Raw genomic sequence first — 14,780 nt, forward strand, 5'->3', positions numbered from 1 at the left:
CTGAACCGGGCCTCCCGGCAGGACCTTGGCCGGGGCCCGCCCATTTCGATGCGATCGCGGCATATGAGTGCCAACGACGATGTGAGGATGAAGATGACCCAGGCTAGCCTCTCTGGTCGCTCGACAATCGCGGCGCCCGATGAACTTGTCGAGGCTCTGAGGCGTCATGCCGAGCCATTGCCATCGCCTGACAAGGTCGAGGATTTCGGCGCCTGCTTCGATCGGTTCGCGGATGCCAGGGTCATCCTGCTGGGGGAGGCGACGCACGGCAGCTCCGAATTCTACCGCGCGCGCGCCGCGATCACCCGCCGGTTAGTCGAGCGCCACGGTTTCACCGTGGTGGCAGTGGAGGCGGATTGGCCGGATGCCGCGCGCATAGATGATTATGTGCGGCATCAGGCATCGCGCCCCCGGAGGGGTGATGTCTTCGTGCGCTTCCCGACCTGGATGTGGCGCAACCAGGAGGTTCTCGCCTTCGCAGACTGGCTTCGGAGACATAATCAGGCCTTGCCGGAGGAGCGCCAGGCCTCGTTCCACGGTCTCGATGTCTATAGCTTAAGCGAATCCATCCATGCCGTCCTTGCCTATCTCGACAAGGCCGATCCCGACGAGGCGGCGGAGGCCCGGCGCCGCTACGGGTGCCTGACGCCGTGGCAGGATGAGCCAGCGGAGTATGGACGACGGGTCATGCTGGGGGGCGGCAAGGGTTGCGAAGACGGCGTTGTGGCCCAGCTTCGCAGCCTTCTCGATCAGCGCCTTGACCTTCTGAAGCATGACGGCGCGGCATGGTTCGACGCCTATCAGAACGCGCGCATCGTTCGCGCGGCGGAACGCTATTATCGCGCCATGTACCGCAGCTCGACCGAAAGCTGGAATCTGCGCGACCGGCACATGTTCGAGACGCTTCAGGCATTGATGGCCCATCGCGGGAGCGGGGCGAAGGCGGTCATCTGGGCCCATAACAGCCATGTCGGCAATGCAGCCGCCACGGCCATGGGCTGGCAGGGCGAGTTCAATATCGGTCAGCTCTGCCGGCTGGCCTATGGGGATGACGCTGTTTCGATCGGCTTCGGGACGGATACAGGCCTGGTGGCGGCGGCAAGTGATTGGGGCGCGGAGATGGAGATCAAGTCCGTCCGGCCCGCGCGGCCCGACAGCTATGAACATGCCTTCCGGCGCACGGGCGTCGTGCGCAGCCTGACCGACTGGCGGGGGAAGGACAAGGCGTCGCTGAGAGAGGCCCTCGGCCACCGCCTGCTGGAGCGGGCCATTGGTGTTGTCTATCGGCCCGAAACCGAACGGCTGAGCCACTATTTCGAGGCTGTGCTGGCCGAGCAGTTCGACGCCTGGGTCTGGTTCGAGCAGACTCGCGCCGTGACCCCGCTCGGCCCGGAGAAGCCGCAGGGCGCCCCTGAGACCTGGCCATTTGGACTTTGACCATGGCGCGGCGGCTTGTGAACCGGCAGGATGTGATCATCGGCAGGCACGCCCTTCGCGCATTTCTCGATGTGCCGGAGGGTGCGGCGGGGCTGGTGATCTTCGCCCATGGCAGTGGGAGTGGGCGGCACAGCCCGCGCAATCACTATGTGGCGGAAGGCCTGCATCGCGCACATTTCGCGACTTTGCTGATTGACCTCCTCACGCCGCGCGAAGAACTGGACCGGCGCAACGTCTTTGACGTCCGGTTGCTGGCCGGACGATTGCGCGAGGCGGCCGATTGGACACAAACCATCAAGCCGCTGGCGAAGCTTCCGCTCGGCTATTTTGGCGCGAGCACGGGAGCGGCCGCAGCGCTCATTGCCGCCTCCATGCCAGACGACCGGGCTGCCGCCGTCGTTTCCCGTGGCGGCAGGCCCGACCTTGCAGGTGAAGCCGCGCTGGGCCGGGTACACGCGCCGACGCTCTTGATCGTCGGCAGCCTGGACCATGATGTGTTGGGCCTCAACCGAGATGCACAGTCCTCCATGAGCGCTCCGGCGGAACTGGTGGTCGTGCCTGGCGCCAGCCATTTGTTCGAGGAACCCGGAACGCTCGACCAGGTGATCGCTCTTGCGACGCGCTGGTTCAGCTCTCACCTCAAAGGGAAGACCCCATGAAGCCCAAGCCCATGCTGTTTCATGACCGTCGCGATGCCGGCATTCACCTGGCAAAGACGCTGGCCCATCATGTCTCCAGCCGGCCCTTGATCCTTGCGCTGCCGCGCGGCGGCGTCCCGGTCGCCTTCGAGGTGGCGCGCGCTCTGCAGGCCGACCTTGACCTGCTGTTCGTGCGCAAGCTTGGCGCGCCAGGCTATGAGGAGCTCGGGATTGGCGCCGTGGTTGATGGCGCCGATCCGCAGCTCGTGCTCAACGAGGACGTCGTGCGGCAGCTGGGACCGACGCCTGAATATATCCGCGCCGAGATGCGCAGGCAGCTTGCTGAAATTGACCGGCGGCGCAAGGCCTATCTTGGAGACAGGGACCCGCTCCCGGTCGCGGGCCGTACCGTTATCGTGGTGGATGACGGGATAGCGACCGGCGGCACGATCAAGGCCGCGCTCAAAGGGATCGGCAAGGCGCATCCTGCGCGTCTCATACTGGCGGTGCCGGTAGCGCCTGCCGAGGCCCTGGCAAGCCTGCGGGACGAATGTGACGAGGTCATATGCCTCTATGAACCTTACCCCTTCTACGCGGTGGGCGCGCATTATGTCGTTTTTGACCAGACGAGCGATGCTGAAGTGGTGCGGTTGCTCGACGCCGCGCGCCAGGAGCGCAGCAGCCAGTCGGCATGAGCGGCGAGGAATTACCAGCGTGGATAATTGTTCAGCGCAATTCGCCCTGCATGATGCCATTGAGGACAACCCATAGCCATTCGCCGCCGAGGAGGCGCCAGGCAAGGACAAGAAGCGCCAGAACGGCCGTCGCCGTGCCGAGCAGAATCCAGATGCGCGTCCTTCCGCGCTCATTTTTCATGCCGATCCTCCAGTCCCTGCGGGGATATGAGCCCAGTCTCAAGGCGTGGTCCTGCTCGCGACGACGGCTGAACCGTCGGGCTGGATGTGGATGAGATGGTAGGCCTTGTCCTCGCATTGCGCTCTCCAGCTTGCGGCCGGCGCAGCGGCGCCAGGCATGGGCCCGCTATCGATGATCTTCTGGCATGGAAGCCCTGCGTCCCGTATGGCGCGGAAGAGGGCGGCATCGCGGGCCTGCCTTGGCAATTTCGCGATCTCGTCGGCATAGTTCCTTGACGGCTCGCCAGTGCTGGGCGCGGGGGCTTGTGCATCTTCCGCCGGTTTGCACGCGCTCATGACCAGCATCACCGCCAAAAAGGTGAATATTCGCATCGCGCTTCTCCTTCGACCGGTGTCGTCACAGACTTTTCCCACGGCCTGCGCGCGTCTCCCATTGGGACATATACTTATTTTACAGATGTGCGCGTCTGGATAGCCTTGTCTCATGAAGAGGATCGTCACCCTCACGATGAATCCGGCTATCGATGTCGCCTATGAGGCGGATCGGGTCTTTCACACCCGCAAGATCCGGGCGCGCCAGGAACATTATGATCCAGGCGGCGGCGGCATCAATGTGGCTCGCGTGATCGCGCGGCTGGGCGGCACGGCCCGAGCCTATTATCTTTCGGGCGGCGCGACCGGATGCGCGCTCGATGGCCTGCTGGATCAGCATGTGCTGGTCCGTAGCCGCATTCCGATCAAGGGCGATACGCGGGTCAGCACGTCCATTTATGAACGCGAAACCGGTAAGGAATACCGCGTGGTGCCGCGAGGACCGGAGCTGACCGCGGACGAGTGGCACGCGGCGCTTACCCATCTGGAGAGCGCGCGTTCGGACTTCCTCGTGGCTAGCGGATCGCTGCCGCCCGGCGTGCCGGACGATTTCTACAGCCGCGTCCAGCAGCTTGCGCAGCGTCACGACATGCGGCTTATCCTCGACACCTCGGGCAAGGCGCTCTTCGAAGCCGTGACGGGCGGCGGGCTTTATCTCATCAAGCCGAGCATCGGCGAGTTGCGGCAACTGGTCGATCGGGCTCTCACCCAGGAGCGCGATATCGCGGCGGCCGCCCAGGAGATCGTCGACAGCGGAAAGTCGCAATATGTAGCCGTGACGATGGGACGCGATGGCGCCATCCTTGCGAGCGGTGCGGGGACATGGCGGTTGCCAGCGGTCGCGGTAGAGACCAGGAGCGCCGTGGGCGCAGGAGACAGTTTCCTCGCGGCCATGGTATTCGCGCTCGGTTGCGAGCGGGATCCCCTGGAGGCCTTCCGCTACGCAATCGCGGCGGGCGCGGCGGCTGTACTGACGCCCGGCACGGACCTTTGTCATCGCGAGGATGTCGAGCGGCTGCTCTCCCTCGTGCCATCCATGGCCGCAGCGTTCGATGGCGCGTGACCAGGCGGCTGTCATCGAACGCCAGGCCAGAGAAAGAAGGATCAGTCTCATGAAGGCCAGCGACATCATGACCTTGGGGGCGGCCACCACCACCGCCACCACTTCCCTGGCAGCTGCAATCAAGTGTATGTCCGATCACCGGATCAGCGCGCTCCCCGTCCTTGACGAGGAGGGGCATCTGCAGGGTATCGTCACGGAAGGCGATTTCTTCCGGCAAGACCTTGGGCCTTTTCGGCTTGATGCACTGGTAGGGATCGGAGCCGAAGAGCGAGAGCGTTCATTGGCATCCATGACGGTCGCGGAGATCATGTCGAGGCAGCCGATCACCGTCGATGGGGGTGAATCGCTGCAGGAAGCGATCGCCATCATGGAAGGACGGAGGGTGAAGCGTTTGCCCGTCACATCAGATGGCAAGCTGGTCGGCCTCCTCAGCCGAGCCGATATTTTGCGCGCGTTGATAGCTGATTAAACGAGGCCGTGCTCATAAAGCGCGCGGCAGATCAGAGGCGCCAACTGGGCCTTGCTTGTGGGGCCATCGATGCTGTCGCTGCTGGCGACCGGCGCGATCCCGTTCTGCTCTATGAGTGCCATATCATCAGCGTTGGCCAGACAATGGGTCACGATGGCTTCGACCGAGGTTGCGCCGGCGCCGTAAAGCAGCCTGGCCGCCTCGACGAGTGTGCGACCGCTCGAGATCATGTCATCCACCAATATGGCGCGGCGCTCCTTCACCCGTTCGATGTCCGCGATGGCAAGGCTGACCTGCCGGTCGCCGAGCCGCTGCTTTGACGCAATGAGCGTCTGCAGGCCCAGAGGCGCGGCGATCGTCCCTGTCCACTGACAAGATTCGCTGTCCGGACCGATGACGAGTGGATTATCATGAGCGTCAATGAGTGTGGCCAATACCGGCGCGGCGGACAGGGCAATCGCAGGGATCCCCGGGACGATCTTGCTCAGGGCCGCTATTCGGTGGAGATGCGGGTCCACCGTCACCAGGCCGTCGAAATGGGCGGCGATGAGACCGCCGATCACCTTTTGGCTGATCGCTTCGCCTGAATGAAAGGCTTTGTCCTGGCGCATATAGGCGAGATAGGGCGCAACAAGGACGACGCGCTCAGCGCCCTGATCCCGCGCGGCTGATGCCGCAAGCAGCAGTTCGATCATCTTGCGGTCGGGGTCGTCAAGCGAACGGCAGAGGATGACGGTTCGGGCCGATGCCGGGACACGCACCAGACATTCCCTGTCGGGAAAGCGGTGGGTCTCCACCTCATGAACTGGGACGTGCAACAGTGTGGCCAGCCTCTGCGCGGCAGCCATGCCGTCGGAAAAGCTGAGGATGATCGTGCTCACTGCGTCACCTCATAGCCTGAATCTTCCGTTGCGAGATCGCGCGCAAAGCCGAGCCCGGTGCGGGACTGGGCATGAATGCGGTAGAGGGTCTGCCCCTTGCGTACCTCGGCGCCGACCTTGTGCAGAAGGTCGATTCCGGCCCCCTTGTCCATAGGTGCGCCGGCCAGACGGGCGATCCGTGCTATCCGGTGGCAATCGATAGTGCTCACGCGGCCTCCATGAAGCGCATGCACCTCATGGACATGCTCGCCCAGAGCAAATTTGGTCGTCTGTCGGCCCTGCGCCTCGATCAGCCGGTCCATCGCGGCAAGCGCCTCTCCGGAGGCCAGCAGTTCCATGGCCCGCGCATAGCCTCGCCCGCCGCGCAACGCCGGATCAAAGTCCAGCACGCGTCCGGCGAGAAACAAGGCGTGCTCACGAAGATCCTGCGGCGCGTCGGCATCGTTGCGGAGCACGGCCATGACATCGCGCGCCTCCAGCACGGGGCCGACCCCACGCCCGACCGGTTGCGATCCGTCCGTAATCACGATGTCGATCACAAGACCGATCTTGTCCGCGATATGTTCGAACAGCTTGCGCAGCCGCACCGCATCGTCCTGAGTGCGGACCTTGGCTGTCGGGCCGACGGGAATGTCGAGCACCAGATGCGTCGAGCCGGCCGCAAGCTTCTTCGACAGGATGGAAGCCACCATCTGGTCGAAGGTGTCGATCCGCAGCGGCCGCTCCACCGAGATCAGGACATCGTCCGCCGGCGACAGGTTCACCCTGCCGCCCCAGGCCAGCACGGCCTTCTCCCGGGCAACGATGGCGCGCATATTCTCTTCGCACAGATCGACATTGGCCAGAACTTCCATCGTGTCGGCGGTGCCCGACGGCGAGGTGATCGCGCGGGATGAGGTCTTGGGCATGATGAGGCCGTGCGCCGCCACGATGGGCACGACAATCATCGATGTGCGGTTGCCGGGTATCCCCCCGATACAGTGCTTGTCGACGACGAGCCGCGCTTTCCAGTCGAAGCGGTGGCCAACATCAGCCATCGCGCGCGTGACCGCCAGCGTTTCCTGCGTGCTCATGAAGCTGGCGCAGGCGACCAGAAAGGCGCCGATTTCCATGGGCGAGTAACGGTGGGTGGCTATGTCCCGGATGATAGCGGAAATCTCGTCATCCTGAAGCGTGTCGCCGTCGATCTTGCGACGAACAAATTCAAGGCTGGTCGGCGGCATCGCCTGCTCGATGGCGACTGTCGCACCTTCCGGCAGGCCCAGTCGCCGGAAGGCTTGTTCGCCAAGGCCGATCTCCCCAGGTTTAAGCATTGCCGGTTCGTCCACCAGCGCCAGCGTCGCCAGGATCTCGGCATTCTCGCCACTGATACGGATCTTGCGCAGGGCCTGAAACTGCTCGGCGGAATAGCCATTGCTTTCGCGCAGCAGGAAGGCGGTATTTTCCGGATATGTGTCAATCGCGAGGCGCCTGATCGTCAGCATGGGATGGCTTTCCGCCTTGCGTTTTCTTTGGCGCGCCAGGCTATAGGCAATGAGTGGTGGCGCGATACGTAATTGCCCGAATGCCGGCGCCGCTGTCTTTCCGTCAACTCCCGTCGCCTAGTTGCGGGGGCAGCGGCGTTCCATACAGTTCTTGCCGGACCCGCGCACAGATGCTCGCCGCGCGCGTGCGGACGCGCTGGAGATTGTCTTCGATGAACGCGCTGCTTGCACCTTCCACCACGTCACCGATGTGTAACACCTCATTCGACCGCATCGAGAAGGCGCGGAACAGATAGGTGCCGGCAAGCTCGCGGAGCGCCCCGGTCTGGCCCTGGGCCTCGAGCCAGTCCGCCGGCGCGCCGGAGGTCGTGATGGCGCAGAGGCGGCCCTTGCCGAGCGGTCCCTCTGCCGATCTATCCTGAACCTGGCGCACGGTCGTTCCTGCTCCCAGCACGCGATCGATATAGCCGACCAGCATCGCGGGAGGCATGCCGAACCAGATCGGAAAGACGAACGTCACGACATTCGTACCGCTCAGCATGTCCAATTCCGTTTGCACGTCAGGAGCCAGCATGACTTCCTTGCGATCGGGCCGTTCCTCATTCCTCAGCACCGGATCGAAGTTCATGGCGTAAAGGTCGCGCAGGATCACCTCCTGTCCTGCGCCTTGTACGGTGTCGCAATAAGTGCGGGCGATCGTCGCGTTGAAACTGTTCGGGTCAGGATGGGCGAGCACCACGGCGTGGCGAATGCGTCCAGGGGCGGCACTGCTCATGGGGTCCCTCCGTAATCAGCTTAACGGCGATGCTTCGCCTCCTCATATTCGTCGAGGATGCGTCGCATTTGGGCAAGCGCATCGCGGCGTGCCTTCTCATTTCTGATGCGGCCGAGATGCTGTTTGAGATGGGTGATGAAATCGGCATAGTCATTCTGCCAGTCCGGTCCTGCGAGCTGATCCATATCGACACGGCCGGTCTGGATCCTTCGGGCAGGCGCCCCTGGTTCGAGAGCGTAGGCCTCGCCGATTTGCGGCGCGATGATGCTGGTTGCGCGGTCGTCCGCCTGGACCAGCTCGCGCAAGGATGCGACGGCTTCCCGCTCGCCATGGTCCAGGAACAGGCTGCCGGCTATGGGACGGCGCGCAGTGATCCAGTCGTGCAGCTCTTCGCGGTCGGCATGAGCAGAATAGCTTTCGATGCGCCGTATCCGCGCGCGAACATTAATGTCCTCGCCTGAGATGCGCACCCGCTGCGCTCCGTCCAGAAGAACTCGTCCAAGCGTGCCCTTGGCCTGGAACCCGACGAAGAGGACGGTCGAGTCCCTGCGGAAGAGGTTATGCTTCAGATGATGACGGATGCGCCCTGCTTCGCACATGCCCGAGGCCGCCATGATGATCGCCCCTGACAGAGTGTTAAGCCGGATCGATTCGGCGACATCCTCGACATAATGGATCGAAGGGTGGCGGAAGATGTCCTTGCCTTCGGTGTCCTCGAGTTCCGCAGCATGGGCCGCGAACACCTTGGTCGCGCGGCTGGCGAGCGGCGAGTCCACGAAGATCGGGACGTTGGGGATGCGATTAGCATCGGCGAGGTGCGCCAGATCGAGCAGCAGCTCTTGCGTCCGCTCCAGCGCGAAGCTGGGAATGATGAGATTGCCGCCGCGCACCAGCGCGTCCTTGATTTCGCCTTCCAGCTGGCTGCGCCGCTGATCGATGGTGAATTTTTCGCGCGTTCGGTCGCCATAGGTGGCTTCACAGACGATGTGGTCGAGGCCCGACGGCGCTTGCGGATCAGCGTGGAAAGCCTTGTTTTCGGGACCAAGGTCGCCGGAAAACAGCATATGCACGCCTGCTGCTTCGATTTCGGCGGATGCTGCCCCCAATATGTGCCCCGCGTTCCAGAATCGGGCGCGGAAACCCGATGCCGGATCGAACCATTCCGACAGTCCGACGGGCCGACTGAGCCGCCATGCCCGCAACGCATCCTCTTCGGTGTACAGCGGCTCGAACCGGCTCTCTCCCGCCCGGTCGCGCCGGCGGTTTCGACGGTCCGCTTCGCTCTCCTGGATACGCCCCGCATCAGCCAGCATATATTCCAGCAGGTCGGAGGTGGCAGGGGTGCACCATATCGGTCCCTCAAAGCCCTGCGCTGCCAGCTTGGGTAGCAGCCCGCAATGGTCGATATGGGCGTGGGTCAGCACGACCGCTTCGATCTTGCGCGGATCGAAGCTGAACGCGCCATGGTTCAGCGTCTCGAGCGTACGCGATCCCTGGAACAGACCGCAGTCGATGAGGATGGCTCGGTCACCCAGCCGCAATTCCATGCACGAGCCCGTGACTGTACCTGCCGAGCCGTGAAATGTCAGCGTGGGTGACGATCTCTCCACTGAACTTCTCCCTTGATGGCCTCGCAACTTTTTCGGTAGGATAGCACGTCCGAGGCTGTCCGTAGTTATCCTGATACCGGCGGCTTCCTTCATCCGTAAAATCCCCAATGTCGAAGATTACAGAGCGCGACCATTGTGGCGCCATGGCGACCGAAACCCACCCCATGCCTTTGCCCTCCAGGGATGACGCGATCGTCTGGTTTGACACGCTGGGGCGCGCTGACGTGCCGCGCGTGGGGGGCAAGAATGCGTCGCTCGGTGAGATGGTAGCGGTGCTTGGCGAGGCAGGCGTCCAAGTGCCGGCAGGCTTTGCGACCACGGCGTGGGCCTACTGGGCGCTGGTGGAGCATAATGGGATCGGCGATCGGCTCGCGGCGATCATCACCCAGTATCGCGAAGGGACGATGCCGTTGCACGAGGCAGGTGAATCGGCACGGCGCCTGTTTCTCGACGCCGAAATGCCGGTGCACATTTCCGATCCCCTGCTAGGAGCCTATCGAGATTTGTCGCGCAGGGCGGGCAAGCAAGAAGTGGCGGTCGCGGTGCGGTCAAGCGCAACTGCGGAAGACTTGCCTGACGCAAGTTTCGCCGGGCAGCAGGAGAGCTTTCTCAACGTCGTGGGAGAGCGAGCGCTGCTCGACGCATGCCGGCGCTGCTTCGCCTCGCTCTTTACCGATCGGGCAATCGCCTATCGCGAGGCCAAGGGCTTCGACCATCTGCGCATTGCGCTGTCCGTTGGCGTACAGATCATGGTGCGGTCGGACCTGGCCGGCTCAGGCGTGATGTTCTCGATAGACACGGAGACCGGATTTCCTCGCGTGGCGGTCATCAGCGCCGCCTGGGGCCTTGGCGAAACGGTGGTCCAGGGGCGCGTCGATCCTGACAGCTATCTGGTGTTCAAGCCCTTTCTGTCGGACGCGCGGCTAAAGCCGATCGTCGAAAAGCGGCTGGGAGCGAAGACGCAGAAGCTCATCTATGCGTCGGGCGGCAGCGCGCGCACCGAACTGGTCGAATGCAGCCGTCATGAGCGTGAGCATCTTGTCCTTGAAGATGAGGAGATTTTGGAGCTGGCGCGCTGGGCCGTGCTGATCGAGCGGCATTATGGATGCCCGATGGACATGGAATGGGCGAAGGATGGGGAAAGCGGCAAGCTCTTCATCGTGCAGGCCCGTCCTGAAACTGTGCACGGCGCGCGTTCGGCCACAGCGATGAAGAACTGGCGACTGGCGGTAAAGCCTCCCAAGCCGATCGCCACCGGCGCAGCCGTGGGGGACGCGATCGCTTGCGGAACGGCTTGCATCATTCGCGCCACCGACGACATTGCCAACTTTGTTGATGGCGCGATCCTCGTCACGGACAACACCGATCCCGACTGGGTCCCGATCATGCGAAGAGCCGCCGGCATCATCACCGACCACGGCGGACCGACCAGTCATGCCGCCATCGTAAGCCGCGAACTGGGTGTGCCTGCCGTCATCGGCACGGGGGACGCAACCGGCTGCATCACTCCGGGACAGGACATCACGCTTTCCTGCGCCGAAGGCGACCGGGGCCACGTCTATCCCGGCCGCCTGCCGTTCGCAGTCGAGGAAGTGGACATCGCAGGCTTGCCGACCTCGCGGACGCAGCTGATGCTGAACGTTGCCAGCCCTGCCAGTGCGTTCCGTTGGTGGCGTCTGCCGTCCAAGGGCGTGGGCCTCGCGCGAATGGAGTTCATCATCAGCAATCTGATCCGCGTGCATCCCATGGCGCTTGCCCATCCTGACCGGATCGCGGATGCTGGGGAGCGGCGTGAAATCGAAAACCTCACCCGCGGATACGAGCATCCGAGAGATTATTTCATCCAGACATTGGGACGCGGCATCGCGAAGATCGCCGCCGCGCATTCTCCCCACCCGGTGATCGTCCGCCTGTCCGACTTCAAGACCAACGAATATGCGCATTTGCTCGGCGGCGGCGCGTTCGAGCCGCGTGAGCAAAATCCCATGCTCGGCTTCCGGGGCGCCTCGCGCTATTATCATGAACGCTATCGGGACGGGTTCGCATTGGAATGCCGGGCCATCAGGTTCGTGCGCGAAGTAATTGGCTTTGAGAATGTCATCGTCATGATACCATTTTGTCGGACCCTCGCTGAAGCCGGCAAGGTCATCACCGAAATGTCGCGCCATGGACTGATGCGCGGCGAGCGAGGCTTGCAGCTTTACATGATGGCGGAAATCCCTGCGAATGTGGTGCTCGCCGAGCAGTTTGCCGCCCGCTTTGACGGCTTTTCGATCGGCTCCAATGATTTGACGCAACTGGTTCTAGGCGTCGATCGTGATTCTGATCTGCTGGCACCGCTGTTCGATGAGCGCGACCCTGCGGTGATGCAGATGGTCGGCGACCTGATCGCCCGGGCCAGAAAGGCGGGCGTCAAGGTCGGGATATGCGGTCAGGCCCCCAGCAACTACCCCGATTTCGCCGAGTTCCTCGTGGCGCAGGGCATCGACAGCATCTCGCTTAATCCCGACAGTTTCGTGGCGACACTGAAAACCGTTGCAACGGCGGAAGCTTCCCTGCCTGCTTAACTTGGGCTCAGCCGAAGAGATGGCGCGATCTGACCACGGCGTTATATCATATCCAGATGGGGACAAAGCGGGGTGAGGGTGGGCAGCCAGCTTGATCATGTCGGTCTCTCCGCTTCGCAGGCGCGCGAGCGGCTGGCTGAAGGGGGACCTAACGAGCTGCCCCGCCCGAACGGGCGAACCCCGCTGCGGATTACGCTCGAAGTATTGCGCGAGCCCATGTTCGCCATGCTGCTGGCGGCCGGGATCATCTATCTGCTGCTCGGCGACAGGACCGAGGCGCTTGTCCTCCTCGGCTTTGCGGGCCTGTCCATCCTCATCACGATCGTGCAGGAGGCCCGCACGGAGCGCACGCTCGAAGCGCTGCGTGACCTGTCGGCGCCGCGCGCGCTGGTGATACGCGATGGTGAAACCGTCCGCATACCAGGCCGCGAGGTGGTCATTGGCGATATGTTGGTGCTGGAAGCGGGGGACCGCATCGCGGCCGATGCCCTTCTCGTCGAGGCGCGGGAACTGGAGGCGGACGAATCCCTGCTGACCGGGGAAGCGGTTCCCGTCCGAAAGCGCGCGGCACTGGCAAGCGATCTGGACGAGGCGGAACCGGGCGGTGACGATAAGCCTCATCTCTTTTCAGGCGCCGTCATCACGCGCGGCAGCGGCATTGCCCGGGTGAGCGCAACCGGCATGCGCAGCCGCATCGGTCAGATAGGGCGATTTCTCGAAACATTGGAGACGCAGGCCCCGCATCTTCAGAAGGAAACCGCCCGGATGGTCAGCCTGTGCGCGGTCGGTGGCGTGGCCGTCGCGCTGCTGGTGGTCCTGCTTTATGGCTCCCTGCGTGGCGACTGGATGGCCGCGCTGCTCGCTGGGATCGCCACGGCCATGTCGTTGTTGCCCGAAGAATTCCCGGTGGTTCTCACCATCTTCCTGGCCATGGGGGCCTGGCGCATCGCGCAGACAGGAGTGCTGACCCGGCGCGCGTCCGCCATAGAGGCTCTGGGCGCTGCAACGGTCCTGTGTACCGACAAGACCGGGACGCTCACCTTGAACCGGATGACGGTGACCGAGCTTTGGCTTCCCTCAGGTACGGTGACTGACCTGACCGAGAGATTGCCGCAGCGCGAATTTCATGAGTTGATTGGCGCGGCGGCCCTAGCGAGCGCGCCCGTTCCGGTCGACCCGATGGAGGTTGCGTTCCACAATATCGCAAGGGATGTCCGGGTTCCTGCGCGCGCCGATTGGGAGCTGGTCCACACATATGGACTCAGGCCTGACTTGTTGGCGATGTCCAATGTTTGGCGGTCAGAAACGAGGGGAGAGCCGTTGACGGTGGCCGCCAAAGGCGCTCCGGAAGCGATAGCGCGCCTATGCCGGCTGGATGGAGAGGCTCGGCAGGCGCTTGAACAAGCCGTAGAGGCGATGGCGGCGCGCGGGATCCGCGTGCTTGGCGTAGCCACGGCGCAGACGGCCGGCGATGATCTGCACAAGGGCCATGAAGGGCATGACTTCACGCTTCTGGGGCTGGTCGGCCTGTCCGATCCACTGCGGGCAGGCGTTCCCGAGGCGATCGCCCAATGCGGTTCGGCCGGGATCCGGGTCGTGATGATCACCGGCGATTATCCCGTCACTGCCCGGGCGATCGCGGAGCAGGCGGGGATCGGGTCGCGCGATATCATGACGGGCGATGAAGTGCGGGCGCTCTCCGATGCTGAACTTCGCGCGCGGGTGAAGGATGTCACGATATTTGCCCGCACCATGCCGGAACAAAAGCTGCGGATCGTCTCCGCGCTCAAGGCTGCGGGCGAAGTGGTCGCGATGACGGGAGACGGGGTCAACGATGCGCCGGCCCTCAAGGCGGCCCATATCGGCATCGCCATGGGCAGGCGCGGCACGGATGTGGCGCGGGAGGCAGCGGCGATTGTCCTGGTAGAGGATGATTTTGGCGCCATTGTCGTTGCCATTCGCCTCGGCCGCCGCATCTATGACAATATCCGCAAGGCCATCGGGTTCATCTTCGCCGTTCATGTGCCGATTGCGGGGCTTGCCGTTTCGCCGCTGCTGCTGGGCCTGCCGCTGGTGCTCGGGCCGATCCAGATTGCCTTGCTTGAAATGATCATCGATCCGGTCTGCGCGCTCGTCTTCGAAGCCGAGCGGGAGGAACGCCGCATCATGGAGCGGCCGCCGCGCGATCCGGCGGAACGCCTCTTTGCCGGGAGACTGGTCTTGCCCAGTATCCTTTATGGCGGAATTGCTTTCGCGCTGCTGCTGGCGCTTCACATCTTCACGACCTATTGGGGTTTTGCGCCCGATCGGGTGAGGGCGCTCCTTTTCTTCACGCTGGTCGCATCGATCATGGCGCTGGTACTGGTCAACCGGTCCTTCAGCACGTCCTTCATGGGCGCCCTCTGGCGGAACAATCCCTCGCTGCGCTATGTCGCGGCTGCCGTGCTGATCGCCTGCGGGTTTATTTTGACGCTGGCGCCGCTGCGCCGCATTCTCGATTTCGCCGCTCTCGAGCCGGTGGACCTGCCCTTGCTGGTTTTTGTCCCTCTCGTCGTCCTGGGGCTGTGCGAACTGGTCAAGGCGCGAGGCGGCAGGCTCGCTTGATGGCG

Annotated in this window: 13 protein-coding genes; 7 read left to right on the plus strand and 6 right to left on the minus strand. The window is 63.5% G+C overall.

Translation table 11 applies throughout. The annotated features are described in order from the left end of the window. Window positions 1-93 precede the first annotated feature (93 nt). Genes K426_RS26700 through K426_RS26710 form a run of 3 tightly spaced genes read left to right on the plus strand, consistent with a single transcriptional unit; the run spans window position 94 to window position 2,770 of the window. The gene (locus K426_RS26700) at window positions 94-1,437 is read left to right on the plus strand and encodes an erythromycin esterase family protein (RefSeq protein ID WP_066564343.1); all 1,344 of its coding nucleotides are present in this window, start codon (window positions 94-96) and stop codon (window positions 1,435-1,437) included. A gap of 2 nt (window positions 1,438-1,439) precedes the next feature. Then, entirely contained in the window at window positions 1,440-2,096 is a 657-nt protein-coding gene (locus K426_RS26705; RefSeq protein ID WP_066564236.1) for a dienelactone hydrolase family protein, read from the plus strand. Beyond that, complete coding sequence (locus tag K426_RS26710; RefSeq protein WP_066564238.1) at window positions 2,093-2,770, plus strand: phosphoribosyltransferase; 678 nt, start codon at window positions 2,093-2,095, stop codon at window positions 2,768-2,770. Before K426_RS26705 ends, K426_RS26710 begins: the two co-directional genes overlap by 4 nt. A gap of 31 nt (window positions 2,771-2,801) precedes the next feature. On the opposite strand, the gene K426_RS31930 is transcribed toward K426_RS26710, so the two are convergent. Continuing rightward, on the minus strand, window positions 2,802-2,951 hold the full coding sequence (locus K426_RS31930; RefSeq protein WP_158511794.1) for a hypothetical protein: 150 nt from the start codon (window positions 2,949-2,951) through the stop codon (window positions 2,802-2,804). Between the two features lie 38 nt (window positions 2,952-2,989). Then, the gene (locus tag K426_RS26715) at window positions 2,990-3,322 is read right to left on the minus strand and encodes a hypothetical protein (RefSeq protein WP_145907800.1); all 333 of its coding nucleotides are present in this window, start codon (window positions 3,320-3,322) and stop codon (window positions 2,990-2,992) included. 112 nt (window positions 3,323-3,434) lie between these two features. Here K426_RS26715 and K426_RS26720 point away from each other — a divergent pair, with 112 nt between their 5' ends. Further along, window positions 3,435-4,385, plus strand: coding sequence for a 1-phosphofructokinase family hexose kinase (locus K426_RS26720; protein WP_066564243.1), 951 nt, complete (start codon window positions 3,435-3,437; stop codon window positions 4,383-4,385). A 49-nt stretch (window positions 4,386-4,434) separates the two neighbouring features. Further along, window positions 4,435-4,854: a CBS domain-containing protein gene (locus tag K426_RS26725; RefSeq protein WP_158511795.1), complete on the plus strand. Its 420-nt coding sequence runs from the start codon at window positions 4,435-4,437 to the stop codon at window positions 4,852-4,854. On the opposite strand, the gene K426_RS26730 is transcribed toward K426_RS26725, so the two are convergent. From K426_RS26730 to K426_RS26745, 4 genes are all read right to left on the minus strand, one after another. Then, entirely contained in the window at window positions 4,851-5,735 is an 885-nt protein-coding gene (locus tag K426_RS26730) for a ribose-phosphate diphosphokinase (protein WP_066564247.1), read from the minus strand. The two genes, K426_RS26725 and K426_RS26730, sit on opposite strands and share 4 nt — an antisense overlap. Next, window positions 5,732-7,219, minus strand: a complete 1,488-nt coding sequence (locus tag K426_RS26735; RefSeq protein WP_066564250.1) for a thymidine phosphorylase family protein — start codon at window positions 7,217-7,219, stop codon at window positions 5,732-5,734. The genes K426_RS26730 and K426_RS26735 overlap by 4 nt, the downstream gene beginning before the upstream one ends. 103 nt (window positions 7,220-7,322) lie before the next feature. Continuing rightward, a complete protein-coding gene (locus K426_RS26740) occupies window positions 7,323-7,994 on the minus strand; it encodes an NAD(P)H-dependent oxidoreductase (RefSeq protein ID WP_066564252.1) in 672 nt (223 codons plus the stop codon). Between the two features lie 20 nt (window positions 7,995-8,014). Continuing rightward, on the minus strand, window positions 8,015-9,541 hold the full coding sequence (locus K426_RS26745; protein ID WP_066564254.1) for an MBL fold metallo-hydrolase: 1,527 nt from the start codon (window positions 9,539-9,541) through the stop codon (window positions 8,015-8,017). A 227-nt stretch (window positions 9,542-9,768) separates the two neighbouring features. Here K426_RS26745 and ppsA point away from each other — a divergent pair, with 227 nt between their 5' ends. Beyond that, window positions 9,769-12,171: a phosphoenolpyruvate synthase gene (ppsA, locus tag K426_RS26750; protein WP_066564345.1), complete on the plus strand. Its 2,403-nt coding sequence runs from the start codon at window positions 9,769-9,771 to the stop codon at window positions 12,169-12,171. Window positions 12,172-12,243: 72 nt separating this feature from the next. Then, on the plus strand, window positions 12,244-14,775 hold the full coding sequence (locus K426_RS26755; RefSeq protein ID WP_066564257.1) for a cation-translocating P-type ATPase: 2,532 nt from the start codon (window positions 12,244-12,246) through the stop codon (window positions 14,773-14,775). The last annotated feature ends 5 nt before the right edge of the window (window positions 14,776-14,780 follow it).

The organism is Sphingobium sp. TKS, assembly GCF_001563265.1.
In the GTDB taxonomy this organism is placed as follows: domain Bacteria; phylum Pseudomonadota; class Alphaproteobacteria; order Sphingomonadales; family Sphingomonadaceae; genus Sphingobium.

What these genes read in the sequence shown, in the direction of transcription:
- K426_RS26700 (WP_066564343.1), top strand. Translation starts at nt 94, where the DNA reads ATGACCCAGGCTAGCCTCTCTGGTCGCTCGACAATCGCGGCGCCCGAT.
- K426_RS26710 (WP_066564238.1), top strand. Translation starts at nt 2,093, where the DNA reads ATGAAGCCCAAGCCCATGCTGTTTCATGACCGTCGCGATGCCGGCATT.
- K426_RS26705 (WP_066564236.1), top strand. Translation starts at nt 1,440, where the DNA reads ATGGCGCGGCGGCTTGTGAACCGGCAGGATGTGATCATCGGCAGGCAC.
- K426_RS26740 (WP_066564252.1), bottom strand. Translation starts at nt 7,994, where the DNA reads ATGAGCAGTGCCGCCCCTGGACGCATTCGCCACGCCGTGGTGCTCGCC.
- K426_RS26715 (WP_145907800.1), bottom strand. Translation starts at nt 3,322, where the DNA reads ATGCGAATATTCACCTTTTTGGCGGTGATGCTGGTCATGAGCGCGTGC.
- K426_RS26720 (WP_066564243.1), top strand. Translation starts at nt 3,435, where the DNA reads ATGAAGAGGATCGTCACCCTCACGATGAATCCGGCTATCGATGTCGCC.
- K426_RS26745 (WP_066564254.1), bottom strand. Translation starts at nt 9,541, where the DNA reads ATGGAATTGCGGCTGGGTGACCGAGCCATCCTCATCGACTGCGGTCTG.
- K426_RS31930 (WP_158511794.1), bottom strand. Translation starts at nt 2,951, where the DNA reads ATGAAAAATGAGCGCGGAAGGACGCGCATCTGGATTCTGCTCGGCACG.
- K426_RS26735 (WP_066564250.1), bottom strand. Translation starts at nt 7,219, where the DNA reads ATGCTGACGATCAGGCGCCTCGCGATTGACACATATCCGGAAAATACC.
- ppsA (WP_066564345.1), top strand. Translation starts at nt 9,769, where the DNA reads ATGCCTTTGCCCTCCAGGGATGACGCGATCGTCTGGTTTGACACGCTG.
- K426_RS26725 (WP_158511795.1), top strand. Translation starts at nt 4,435, where the DNA reads ATGAAGGCCAGCGACATCATGACCTTGGGGGCGGCCACCACCACCGCC.